Source organism: Bacteroides sp. AF32-8BH, from assembly GCF_003435205.1.
GTDB lineage: Bacteria > Bacteroidota > Bacteroidia > Bacteroidales > Bacteroidaceae > Bacteroides > Bacteroides ovatus.
The window spans coordinates 90607-103755 of record NZ_QVLZ01000014.1 but is presented as its reverse complement, the minus strand read 5'-3'; the positions used below and the strand labels follow the sequence as shown (position 1 = coordinate 103755).

Below are 13149 nucleotides of genomic sequence, written 5' to 3'. Positions count from 1 at the left end.
TAACTAGCTATATATCAACTATTATCAGACGAGGTTTGGTCTATAGGATCTCCGTTAGAAAAACGAAAGAAAGCTGCCAACCGATCCGGATTCAGCGTATAACGTGCGCGTTCTTTTAATAAGGGTTCCGCATTCATTACGGCACAAGAATGAGAAACCACGGACATCATCGGCCAGTCCTTTAACGAATTTCCTACAACTAAAGTGTGTTCAGAAGCTAAACCCAAAGCCTTACATAACTGAAGCATCCCCTCTTTTTTACTCGCTTCAGGATGAATGACTGTTATCAGCGGAGCTTTATGAAAGACCTGGCAGGGATTTTCTTTCAACCGGGTAAGAATAGATTCTCTCTGTTCTTTATCACGTACCAATATACTATACTTGTAAACCACTCCTTCATAACTATGAATAGTAACTTTTGACGATTCTCCATATACCTCCGGATATACTTTCACCGGCAAACACTTAATCTGCCGCGAATAAGATAATAAACCTCCATCTGCAAACACTCCTCCCCTGAATAAATAGAAAAGAGCCTTTCCCAGCTTTTTCTTCGCCTGCTCCATCGACAGAGAAGTGGCAAGATATAAGGAAACGGACTGTGCCATATATCGCAAAGCGTTAGCATAACTTTCTGGAACTTTTCCCTGTGAATCAGTCAGTGTTCCATCCACATCGAAGAAAACAGTCGTAATAAGTGGCTTGTCCGGTATTCGCCAGAATGCCCCTTCTCCCATTATTCGATGTAAAGGGTGATTGTTCAGGTTACTAAATGCAATATAACAGTCACAAACCTTCCTCTTGCAAGATAACGGCACAACAGCTCCATCACCTTGATAAAAATTACCTATCTTCACCCGGCTTCGGGGACAAGCATACATATCCCCTTTCCAATCAATAAAACAATTATCCCTTCCTCCTGCGCAAACTTCCCATTGTGCCGGAGCATTCTTCAAGTCATACTCAAAAAGATTATCCAGTTGACTGAAAAACTGAATATCTTCCTGACTTAATGGTGCCCTTAACCCTTGCATAGCATTAATGAATAAATAAATATCCGGTAAAAGAGCATTCCGTAAATCATTAAGTACAGCCTTTGCAGAGGGATTTCCTACCGCTCCGGCACATACCTGTATTCCCGCATGATGGAGTATATGAATCTGATGCGCAAATTTCTCTACCGAAGTCATCTCTGGATGAAAACTGGCCCAGAGCCTTATCTTACTTATCATAGTGGGAGTCACACGAATCTCATCAAGCCAGTGTTTAGCCGGAAAAGAAAGGTTAGTCTGACAGGAAATTCCGGACACCTGTGGCAATGCCGCCAAATGCATCATTCCTTTCCGATAATAACGATGGATCAACGCTTCACCGTAAGGAATAATAAATAGCTGCAACGGCTCCCCTTTCCATTGTTCAATAGCTGCTATAAAACGATTCCATATCTGTTCATCCTGTGTCGTATCTGCCAGATGCGACTTCTTGCCGAAAGGGCAATAAGAACAGGTATAGTTGCAGCTATTCAATTTACCGCGATAATATATATGCCTGAAGGAAAGTAAAGAGCTTTCGTTTTCCATTTCTATTTCGTTCAATAAGAATAAGTTTCCATCAGTTCTCTTATTTCAGGAGTAATGAACAACTGACCAATATAATCGGAGTATGCCATTCCGTCGAAAGTCAGACAAATACGACCGTTATCCGTATTTTCTATCCATTGCCGTTCAGCTAACTGTCGAAACAACGGCACATTATCCGGTGATTCTCCAAAACGACGCTCATATTCGGCCTTATCAAGCCCCATATAATACATCAGATTTTTAATGATAAAACGTTGCCGCTGTTCTTCCTGCGAAAGAATAAATCCATTACGAGCCACTGTAAAATCAGTAGTGCCCATATAATCATCTATCTCTCCGGCAATACAACGCTGACAAACAGTATAGCGGGTGGCATAATGCAAATTACCCAGGTAACTGCGTCCGCCGGAGCCACACGACAGCATCACTTCATCCCCACATGAGATTTCCGCATCAGTAGACGGATGATGAATAAAACGTCGCATCGACGTTTGTAGAAAACCTCTGTCTTTCAACAAATCACAAGCGGCACAATACATCTGAAAACAGACATCGTCGGATTCCCGCTCCGTGATAGCCGTTCCCGGTCGTACATATAGCGGATAGATAAAGAGTTCGTTAGGCTGAAACAGAAGAGCCTGTTCCAATGAATAAAGAAAGCTGGCCACAGTTTGTCCTCTGATTCCGTAAATCAAATCAATATTAAAAAACGGGAATTGTCTCTTCCGAATAGCCTCCAGCGCCTGATTAATCATGTCTCGCCGGGGACGTCTTTTCAAAGCAGTTAATTCTTCGTCAAGGAAACTCTGTACGCCAATACTCACACGAGCCACTCCTGCTTGCTTCAATAAGTCCAAACGGGCAGGATCGGCATATTCCGGCGATGTTTCTACGGAAGTAAAGGTATGTGAAGGATGCACTCCGAATAAGGCAGCTGTATCCAGTAAGTATTCCAGTTGAGGAACAGTGAGGAGCAACGGTGTGCCTCCTCCAATGGCGAAACTATCAAATGCCAGTCCGGTAGTGAGTGGAGACAACTGTTGCGCCTGCTTGTGAAGAGTTTCCAAATAAGTTGCGATATAATCCGCACGATTTGTTTGCAGAGAAAACAGGTTGCAATATCCACATTTATGACTACAAAAAGGAATATGGAAATAAAGCGATGCTTTCTGTCCTTCCACCTGTTTCAGGTAAGGAACCAGCGAAACCGGGGACGGAAAAGAACGATAAGCAGTTTTATGTGGGTAACTATACATATAGTCTACATATCGTGGTAGCGGTTGATTCATTTTTCGTTAAAATAAAGTGTTTGTAAGGGACTGTATAAACCGTTTCGTGAGATATGCAATGATATTCATATCCATCCTCTCCATAGCAAGTGCCATGATCGGAAAGAGCAATCACCAGCGTATTTCCCCGTTTCTGAAAGGCCTGAAATAAACGGGGTAACTGACTGTCGACATATTGCAGCGCGGCAGCGTGTGATTCCTTATCATCCTTCATTTTGCCTTCCACATAATGACAGTTCGGATAATGAATAGCAGAAAAATTGATATACATAAAAATCCGTTTGTCCTCCGGATAGTTTTCGAGTTTCTTCAATGCAAAATCAATTTGTTTTTCAGTACTATCGGGTGCCGTGCATCCAAAGGTCGGCAGCCAATAACTTTTAGTAAAGTAACCGGGAAACACACGCCCCAGTTCATTACGCTTGCTGAAGAAGTTCACCCCTCCTATACAAATCGTTTCATAACCTACATTGGCAAGGCTTTGCACAAAAGTTGCTTCCGTAAACGGATAACTTCCCGCAGGCGGAATACGTCCCGTACCAGCTTGCACAGGGAAAAACAACCACTTACGGCTGCGTAGCGAATGAGGTTCCGCCGGAGAAGGCAGAAATCCTGCAAAGATGGCAAAATGAGACGGGTAAGTAAAATTTCCCGGCGCATGTCTTTTTTCCCATTCTCCTCCGTGACTGTTCAGTACCGGTGTTCTTCCTGCCTCTTCTTCCTCCTTGCTGACATCATAACGCAAGGTATCAAAGCAAAGCATCAATATATCATGAGTACCCACCACCTGATTCATATCCAGATCCGGATTTTGGGTCTGTTCGCCAGCCGGCAGTTCATCTATTTGCATGGTTATATCTCTTTTTTATGTTTTTTATCTGTTGAATATAAATAGAATTATGAGCAAACATATCCTGATACACATGATCTCCCTGTCCGTTGACTTCTATTATATAAGGAATATCTGTTCCTCTCTCTATCAGTACATCCACTCCGGCATATTGCAAATCCAAAGATTGAACCGCTTCCTGACACTGAAAATAGATTTGTTGCCGCACTACTTCCGGCAAAGACAATTCGTTCCACCAATGTGCCTTATTGTTCAGATGCAGATTGGTTATGCTTCCTTTACTGCATCTCACAACGATATAATCAATTTCAGATTCCCGGCACACTACCCGGAGATCATAATTCTCTCCCTGCAACTGCTCTTTAGGAATCCATTCTTCTAAAATAGCTTCTGTTTGCATCACCGCTTCCGCCAACGGGATCATCTCTTTTTCCGTACTCAAACGGTGGATACGTTTGGTGTTATGAATGACTCCGTCCACTTGTTGTAAGGTAGTATAGACTACCCATTTATTCCGGTTGGGTTGATAGCGAACAGCCATAATACCTCCCGCCCCCGAACCGTAACGGGGTTTCAAAAAGCATCCTCTACCGCAATCGGCAAGAAGCTCTCTCAACTCATCAAAAGAACGGGGAGAAGGTAACATCGGAGTCACTTTCAACCCTCTGTCCATCAACACTTGTTTAGTTTCCTTTTTATCAAGAGCACGTAATAAAGCATGGGGAGTATTCAAAAAGCACACGTCATCAGATAACCTCATCTCGCCTAAACGTTGCAGTGTCTCCTTATATGCCTGATTCAACAGCGCATATTTCAGGAAATTCGTTTCATCGCTTACACAAGGTTCCAGTTTGATAACTGCCTGCCGTAGTTGCGGCAAGCAGTTAAAAAGTTCCCCGTAAGTCATAAAACGAACTTCCACCTGCAAGTGTTTGCCTGCTTCAATAAAGTATTCTATACGTTTGGACAGAGAGTTGCTGACAACGATTATCTGCATCTCCTATTCTGTAATCATCGGGTAATACCACAATTCACCATCATATTCATCTGCCTCTTCAGTTTCAGCAATATCTATTTTCATAGGGAGACTCTGCAACTGTTTCTTCATCTCCTTGCTCAAATAATTATAGCGCATATTGATAAACTTCAAATGAGCGATCTTATCCATATTATCCAGCAATAATTGGGCACCTTCATCTTTAAGAGTACCAGCCGAAACATCCATTGTTTCAAGTTGGGGAAGAATATCCGACTCCAGGAACATTTCTACAATCTTGTCCTGTTCTTCAGAGTTGACGATCCCCAGATAAGTCAGCTTCGGGAAACGTTCTTTGGAGAACAACGGACGGAATATCTCAATATCAGCTTCAAATCCATAATCTTCCACACCAACATATAGAATCAGTTTTTCCAGATTGGGGAAATCAGAACCAAGAATATCTTCTACCACTTCGGTAGGCAGGCCACCACTGATAATTTCGAGTGACCGCAACTCCGGCCGTGAAGTCTTTCCCAAACGCAGATTATTGGTTCCTTTGATTTTCAGATCTTTCAATTTAGGCATGGCATCGAGCAGCGGACTAATATCAGCTTGTTCAATCCATGAAATCTCCTGTTCTTCCTGCTCAATATCTCCCCAGAACAAGCCTTCTATTTGTGCGAACTTCTCCTTATTTTCAATCATTCCCTGTAATAAGGCAGAACAGTCGCCACCCTCATAATCCCAACAACCGATTGTTATTTGTTTATATTCAGAGAGATGTTTATCTTTCAATATCTTATCCAGAAGATTCACATTGTTTTCATACTCATCATAACTCAAAGTATATTTCTTGGCTTCCACTTTCATTTCACGTGCAGTTTCTTCAGCAGTTTCTACATACCCTTTTTTGGTCTTTTCCGCAATCAGTTTGCTGGCTGCTTTTTCAGCTTCTTCAGTCGTTGCGTAGTTTTTCACTTGTGTTTGTCCGTCGGTCCCCAACTTACCATAATTTACAGTAATATCTGTTCCGACTACCTCTATGCTCCAGAATTTCTGCGATTTAAAATCTTGAAAAACGAATACTCTCTTCATAATACAGTTTTTAATGGTTGATATTTGCACACTCAACACAGAACGCGCATGAACAATACCTGCAAAAATAACCATTTTATGTAATGTACAAAGAAATCTGTTTACTAAACTTTCAGAGTATTCAAAAATACAACCCAAGATATGCAACAAAGGCTGCCTTTTGGGGCAGCCTTTGTTATTCTATTTCTGTAATATATCAGTTTAATCTTCAATAGTACATATACTTACACGGTTCCAATCCGGTTCAGTAAACATATCGCCTACACCCTGACCTTCAGCAGTGATACGAGATGCACTGATTTTATACTTGTTGACCAAGATCGTTTTTACAGCTTCTGCACGTGCTGCGGCAATTCTGGCATTCACTTCAACACTACCTTCCGGAGAAGCGTATCCCTTAATAACCACTTTAGAATCAGCATATTTCTTCAGGTAAGAAGCTACACGTTCCACATTAGGAAGTTGTGAAGCGTCAACTGACGATTTACCTTGTCTGAAAGTAATGATAGATTCGGGTACACGGGCGGTTTTCACTACAGTCTCCACCGGAACCACTTTTGTGCGGCATGCTTCAAGTTCTTCCTGCAATCCGTTGATACGTTGGTTTGCATTGCTGATCTCACCATCTTTGTTGTTTACATCTGCACGAAGTGCATTGATTGAAGAGTTCAGTCCGTCAATTTCGGCTTGATTATATACTCTCACTTTGGCAAAATGATGTGTTCCGTTACTTGTCTTAAAGTGATATGTCAATCCGGCTGTCAACTCAAAACCTGCGTTATTAGCATTGAAACGGCTCTTTGTTTCAGGGTAAGTACCTTGCATATCATACACAATGGCAGGTTTGATTCCTAATGTCCATGCTTTACTTTCACCCAAGTTGAAATTGAAATTCAATCCCAAACGCGTAGACCAGGAGTTCTGATCGCCATCGCCATTCACATAATAATGTAACCAACCCATTCCGGCCACAGCTTCCACTTCAAACAAACGAGGTTCGCCCGTGTAACTTGCAAATAGATTCATCAAATTGACTTTACCCAATACGCTGACATCCGAAGCATCGAAAGCCGTTTTACTGGATGTGGTATTGATATATCCCATTCCTTGGAATCCCAAACCGAAGATAGGAGTTAATTGCTTTGAGACTCCCACTCCAAAAGTGGGACGCATACCTTTAAAGAAAGCACTGTGAGTAAGGGGAGTAACTCCACCGGCATTTACTCCGACAGACCAATTATCTGTAAGTTTGGTACCTTCTACAACTGATTGGGCATTTGCTACTGTAAAGCCACCCAATATAAAAGCTAATAAAATAATAGATTTTCTCATATTCATAAGTTTTAAATGTAATGTTTTATCTGCTAAATCATTAGAAATGTATTGTTTGTTCATGTCTAACTTTCTAGTTTATTTTTTAATTCGTTATTCACTTTAAACAACATATCATATCAAAAATTAGTTCGCAAGCCATGAGCCCTATTAACATCTATTATGCTTTCGAAAAATCTAAAATATGGAAACATCAATGCAAACGCCTCATTCCCTGAAGAGAAAGGGATCCCAACATCGCTAACCATTATGCATCTTATTTCATTATTCTACACTTTCATTCATCCATCAGGCAGGAAATACATAAACCGGACTCTACTAAAATGCGAAGAATAGAACATAAACGGAAAGCTATCAGGTTGTTAATGCCATATATCGTTCTGATAAAGAGCGAATATTTTTCTTCCTTTTCAATTGGAATCTTGATTTAATTTCTAACTTTGCCGCCAACATCGGTTTCCGGAATGGCATTATCACCAGACGGAATTAAAAGGGAATCCAGTGAAAATCCGGAACTATCCCCGTAGCTGTAAGTTTTATCTCTCTCATAAAAAAGAGAAATGTTATGGCATTCATTTGCCACTGATTCATGAAACGGATCGGGAAGGCGCCACAACAAAAACAAGTCAGAAGACCTGCCGATAAAATTTCCGTTATTCCAGGCTTTCGGGTGAAAGGCAATAGAACGAATCGTACAGGTCCATTTTATTACAAGTCTCCAGAAATTGTCGTGCATGAATAACTATGTAGGCACTAAATCTATTTTGTTAATTCTTAAAATATAGGTATGATTAGTTCGGAGATATTCATTATCAAAAGAGACGGGAAAAAAGAAGCTTTTTCCCTCGACAAAATCAAAAATGCCATATCCAAGGCATTTTTATCAGTAGGTAGTTTTGCTACACAAGATGTGATAACCAATGTGTTAAGCCGTGTCAGTATCAGTGACGGAACAAACGTAGAGGAAATCCAAAACCAGGTGGAAGTCGCCTTGATGGCAGAACATTATTACAGCGTGGCCAAAGCGTATATGTTGTATCGTCAAAAACATTTGGAAGACCGTGAAGTCAGAGACAAACTTAAATTCCTCATGGATTATTGCGATGCTTCCAACCCTGCCAGCGGTAGCAAGTACGATGCCAACGCCAATGTGGAAAACAAGAATATCGCCACGCTGATAGGAGAACTGCCCAAATCCAATTTCATCCGCCTCAACCGCCGCCTGCTGACAGACCGTTTGAGGGATATGTATGGTAAAGAGGCTTCCGACCGTTATTTGGAACTCCTGAATCATCACTTCATCTACAAAAATGATGAAACCAATCTGGCGAACTACTGTGCCAGTATTACTATGTATCCCTGGCTGATAGCAGGAACAACAGCAGTAGGAGGCAATTCTACCGCCCCGACCAATCTGAAATCCTTCTGCGGAGGATTTATCAACATGGTATTTATCGTATCCAGTATGCTAAGCGGCGCATGTGCCACTCCTGAATTCCTGATGTACATGAACTATTTCATTGGTTTGGAATACGGACAGGACTATTATAAACACCCTGATAAACTGGCAGACTTGTCTCTGAAACAAAGATCGATCGATAAAATCATCACAGACTGTTTCGAGCAAATCGTATATTCCATCAACCAGCCTACGGGTGCCCGCAATTTCCAAGCAGTTTTCTGGAATGTGGCTTATTATGACAAGTATTATTTCAATAGCCTTTTCGAGCACTTTGTTTTCCCCGACGGAAGCAAACCCGACTGGGATTCGCTTAGCTGGTTGCAGAAGCGTTTTATGAAATGGTTTAATAAGGAGCGTACACGCACCGTTCTGACATTCCCTGTAGAGACAATGGCACTCCTGACCAAAGACGGCGATGTACTGGATAAGGAATATGGTGACTTCACCGCTGAAATGTATGCCGAAGGACATTCATTCTTCACCTATATGAGTGACAATGCCGACTCTTTGAGTAGCTGCTGCCGTCTGCGTAATGAAATACAGGACAATGGCTTTAGCTATACATTGGGAGCCGGAGGAGTCTCTACCGGTTCGAAGAGCGTGTTGACCATCAATCTGAACCGTTGTATACAGCATGCTGTAAAATCAGGTATTCTCTACCCTTTCTTCCTGGAAGAAGTAGTAGACTTGGTTCACAAAGTACAGCTTGCCTATAATGAGAACCTGAAATTATTGCAGGCAAAGGGTATGTTACCTTTGTTTGATGCGGGTTATATCAATATGAGCCGCCAATATCTGACTATCGGCGTGAACGGACTGGTGGAAGCAGCCCAATTTATGGGAATCGACATCAACGACAATCCGAAATACGAGGCTTTTGTGCAGGAGATTCTCGGCATGATTGAGAAATACAATAAGAAATATCGTACCAAAGAAGTACTTTTCAACTGCGAAATGATTCCTGCCGAAAATGTGGGTGTGAAACACGCGAAATGGGACAAGGAAGCCGGATTCCAGACTTACCGCGAATGTTACAACAGCTATTTCTATATTGTAGAAGACAAATCGCTGAACATTGTCGATAAATTCCGCCTGCACGGGCATCGTTATATCGAGCATCTGACGGGTGGTTCGGCTTTGCACATGAATCTGGAAGAGCATCTTAGCAAAGAGCAATACCGGCAGTTGCTTCGTGTTGCCGCTACCGAAGGTTGCAACTACTTCACATTCAATATTCCGAATACAGTATGTAACAAATGCCATCATATCGACAAACGGTATTTGCATGAATGTCCCGAATGTCACAGCGAGAATGTGGATTATCTGACCCGCGTCATCGGATATATGAAGCGTATCAGCAATTTCTCCCAAGCACGGCAAAAGGAGGCCGATTTAAGATATTATGCTCCGGTACGCTGATTATGATATTGTTTTTCAGGAGATACCGGATGAGGTGACATTAGCCATCAACCTCTCCAACTGCCCCAACCATTGTAAAGGGTGCCACAGTGCATATCTAATGGAGGACGTAGGAGAACCGTTGACGGAAGAAAGTCTTTCTACCCTGCTCGGTAAATATGGAAAAGCAATTACCTGTGTCTGTTTCATGGGCGGTGATGCTTCACCCGCAGAAGTGGAACAATTAGCTGCTTTTTTACACAAGCAGACCATCACTCCGGTAAAAGTCGGATGGTACTCCGGGAAGAGCAAGCTGCCGGAGCACTTTGATGTATCTCATTTCCAATATATAAAGTTAGGACCTTACATCGAGTCTCTGGGAGGATTAAAATCTGAAACGACCAATCAACGGTTGTACCACATAGAAAATGGAATAATGGAGGATATAACTTATCGTTTTCTCCCCCATCATTCCAAAAAGATTTCTTAATAAGAGAAACGCTCAAACGGAGTATGTTATATTTACCGTTTGAGCGTTCTTTTTTCTAACTACTTCTTTTCATTCGTATTTATGATTTCAGTACCCGCTTCAATCTGTTTAATCCTTCTATCAACCGCTGTCGCGGACACGCAATATTGATACGGATAAACCCTTCACCAGTCTCTCCATACAGACTGCCTTCGTTCACCCAAAGTTTTTCTTTCTTCAACAAGTCTTTTACTATTTCTGCTGACGTTTGATTCAAGACCGAGCAATCCACCCAAACCAGATATGTACCTTCCAACATCATTACAGGAAATTCCGGAAGATATTCATCAAAATAACCTTTTAAATAGATGTAATTCGCAAACAAATAGATTTTAAGTTCTTCCAGCCATTCTTCGCCCTCATTGTAAGCAGCCATCAACGCCTCCACTCCGAAAGGATTCACATCACAAACTTCATTTATATTAATCGCTTTATCTATTCTCACCCGTACATTTGCATCTGCAGAAATAATATTGGCTATCTGAAGCCCTGCCAGATTAAAAGCCTTGCTAGGCGAAACAAAGGTTACCGAATTCATAAGAAACTCTTCTGATATAGAAGCGAAAGGAGTATATTCATGCCCCAGAAATACCAATTCACAATGAATCTCATCCGCAACCACAAAGACATTATTTCGAATACAAATCTCACCTATACGCCTTAACTCTTGTTTGCTCCACACTCTTCCGGCAGGATTGTGCGGATTACATAACAACAGAAGTTTGACCTTCGGGTCTGAAGCTTTCCGCTCCAAATCATCAAAGTCAATCTGATAGCCCCTGTTTCTATATACCAAAGGATTGGCAATCATCTCGCATCCGTTATTACGGATAGAGGAGAAAAAACAGTTATATACAGGTGTCTGCACCATTACTTTATCTCCGGGCAGTGTCAACGCTTTAATAACAGCAGATATTGCCGGCACAACACCGGTGGTGTAAATAATCCACTCTTTTTCTATCCGCCAGGCATGTCGTCGAACAAACCAATTTACAACTGCCTCGTAGTATACATCAGGTACACGTACATAACCGAAAATCCCATGTTCCACCCGTTTCTTCAGTGCCTCCACGACAGGGGGAGCCGTACGGAAATCCATATCAGCTACCCACATCGGCAATACATCCGCATCTTCAGCCGAATCCCATTTATAAGAATTCGTTCCTCTGCGTGGAATAATTTCATCGAAATTATACTTCATATTTCAATTAAAACAGGTTAGATCGTCCCAAAGTTTCAATTCGCAATTTGCTGGTGATTTAATATTTTCGTCCAAAATGATTGCTCCGAAACTTTCGGCAACAATACTTCCCGTACGAGGATTTTTTACGCTATGAACGGGACTTTTAATCGTTGCCTTCACACTACTGTGTTCAAAAGCAAGGTCAGCATCTTCTGCCATCGTACAATTTTCCATCACCAAATCATGTGCGTAGCAAAGCGGTTGAGTCCCCGAAATCCTGCAATTTACCAAACGTAAGTTTTTAGAATGCCATCCCAGATATTCTCCGTTCAACTCGGAATCATAGACTGTTACATTTTCCGTATTCCAGAAAGCATCTTTGGAGTTGATAACTGCATTATGGATTTCTACATTCTTGCAATATTGGAACGAATAGTTCCCGTTTTGGGCATAGTTTTGTATCTTAATATTCTCACTGTGTATAAAAAGGTAATCCGCTTTATCAATCTGTACGTTCTTCAGCTCTATATTACGACAATGCCAAAACGTTTCCAAAGCATTAGGCAACTGCACGTTTTCGAGTTTTATTCCGTCCATTTCACGGAACATCTTCGGTGCTTCTACCAAGGTATCTGCCATTTGCAGACTTTGAGAGTACCATAGAGCAGCACGGGCTCCCTCTGTAAAGAGACAGTTTTTCACAATGAATCCGTTGGTATGCCAAAAAGGATATTTTCCTTCAAAGCGACAGTTGATTGCTATAATATTACTACATTCTTTCAATGCAGATTCACCGGCGTGAATTGTTACATCTTCCAGTTGAAGGTCGTGGGTCGCGAACAGAGGACGTTCGCCTCCATATTCTTTATTTCTTATTTGTTCCATTAGTTTATTCTTTAATCTGTTATTTCAAAAGTTACATTTACGCCTCCTGAACCAAGGGCGGAGGCCAGTCCTGAAGGATTTGTTATACGTCCTAAACGGGTATAAGTATATGAAGTGGAAAAGGTTTCATAAAATAGGACCACACAAGTGGAACCGTAAAGCATCAAGTCACCTGTCCGAATAGTCCCGGGATTGGACGACGCTGTCGGCAAACCATTCGACAGATAATAATATTTTTCATTACCATGCAGTTCAGACATATCCACTGTCATAGGGAGTAGTCTCTTAAATGCTTTCGCAGTCTCATTATTTTCCAATGTGGCATTGAATGAAACAGGTCCGATTGTTATTTTAAGATTATTGCTCACTGGGGTATCATCGTTATTGTCGTCATTATCATCGGGATTATTGCCATTATTGTTACTGCCATTATCACCGGAACCAGAACCATTACCCGGAATCACTTGTTGACCTGTTCCCTGTATGGGTTCATCTTCGCTACATGATGCGGAACCGATCGATAATGTCAGCATAGTAAGAATTGCTATTATATAGTATCTCATATTT

Annotated in this window: 11 protein-coding genes and 1 riboswitch; of the genes, 2 read left to right on the top strand and 9 right to left on the bottom strand. The window is 41.6% G+C overall.

Features of this window, described 5'->3' with window-relative positions; genetic code table 11:
• Positions 1–14 precede the first annotated feature (14 nt).
• From DWZ47_RS11950 to DWZ47_RS11925, 6 genes are all read right to left on the bottom strand, one after another.
• Complete coding sequence (locus DWZ47_RS11950; RefSeq protein ID WP_117513268.1) at positions 15–1580, bottom strand: STM4011 family radical SAM protein; 1566 nt, start codon at positions 1578–1580, stop codon at positions 15–17.
• A gap of 11 nt (positions 1581–1591) precedes the next feature.
• Positions 1592–2869, bottom strand: a complete 1278-nt coding sequence (locus DWZ47_RS11945) for an STM4012 family radical SAM protein (protein ID WP_117513250.1) — start codon at positions 2867–2869, stop codon at positions 1592–1594.
• On the bottom strand, positions 2829–3719 hold the full coding sequence (locus tag DWZ47_RS11940) for an STM4013/SEN3800 family hydrolase (protein ID WP_117513249.1): 891 nt from the start codon (positions 3717–3719) through the stop codon (positions 2829–2831). The genes DWZ47_RS11945 and DWZ47_RS11940 overlap by 41 nt, the downstream gene beginning before the upstream one ends.
• Positions 3706–4716 (bottom strand): STM4014 family protein, encoded by a 1011-nt coding sequence (locus DWZ47_RS11935; RefSeq protein WP_117513247.1) that lies wholly within the window; start codon positions 4714–4716, stop codon positions 3706–3708. Before DWZ47_RS11935 ends, DWZ47_RS11940 begins: the two co-directional genes overlap by 14 nt.
• A 3-nt stretch (positions 4717–4719) precedes the next feature.
• Positions 4720–5793, bottom strand: a complete 1074-nt coding sequence (locus tag DWZ47_RS11930; protein WP_004304045.1) for an STM4015 family protein — start codon at positions 5791–5793, stop codon at positions 4720–4722.
• Between the two features lie 201 nt (positions 5794–5994).
• Positions 5995–7131: an OmpA family protein gene (locus DWZ47_RS11925; RefSeq protein WP_008774604.1), complete on the bottom strand. Its 1137-nt coding sequence runs from the start codon at positions 7129–7131 to the stop codon at positions 5995–5997.
• A gap of 430 nt (positions 7132–7561) precedes the next feature.
• A riboswitch (cobalamin riboswitch) is annotated at positions 7562–7783 on the top strand.
• A 129-nt stretch (positions 7784–7912) separates the two neighbouring features.
• On the opposite strand from DWZ47_RS11925, the gene nrdD reads away from it, so the two are divergent.
• Together nrdD and nrdG are read left to right on the top strand one after the other, a co-directional pair.
• Positions 7913–10006 carry an anaerobic ribonucleoside-triphosphate reductase gene (nrdD, locus tag DWZ47_RS11920; RefSeq protein WP_004297063.1) on the top strand — a complete coding sequence of 698 codons (2094 nt, stop codon included), beginning with the start codon at positions 7913–7915 and terminating at the stop codon, positions 10004–10006.
• Positions 9990–10475: an anaerobic ribonucleoside-triphosphate reductase activating protein gene (gene nrdG, locus DWZ47_RS11915; RefSeq protein WP_004297064.1), complete on the top strand. Its 486-nt coding sequence runs from the start codon at positions 9990–9992 to the stop codon at positions 10473–10475. Before nrdD ends, nrdG begins: the two co-directional genes overlap by 17 nt.
• A 79-nt stretch (positions 10476–10554) precedes the next feature.
• Here the strand turns inward: nrdG and DWZ47_RS11910 are convergent, their stop codons facing one another.
• The 3 genes from DWZ47_RS11910 to DWZ47_RS11900 are packed head-to-tail and all read right to left on the bottom strand — an operon-like array spanning position 10555 to position 13145.
• Positions 10555–11715 carry a MalY/PatB family protein gene (locus DWZ47_RS11910; RefSeq protein ID WP_004304046.1) on the bottom strand — a complete coding sequence of 387 codons (1161 nt, stop codon included), beginning with the start codon at positions 11713–11715 and terminating at the stop codon, positions 10555–10557.
• A 3-nt stretch (positions 11716–11718) separates the two neighbouring features.
• Entirely contained in the window at positions 11719–12582 is an 864-nt protein-coding gene (locus DWZ47_RS11905; RefSeq protein ID WP_004304047.1) for a DUF3737 family protein, read from the bottom strand.
• Between the two features lie 11 nt (positions 12583–12593).
• Complete coding sequence (locus DWZ47_RS11900) at positions 12594–13145, bottom strand: cyclophilin-like fold protein (RefSeq protein ID WP_032844245.1); 552 nt, start codon at positions 13143–13145, stop codon at positions 12594–12596.
• Positions 13146–13149 lie beyond the last annotated feature (4 nt).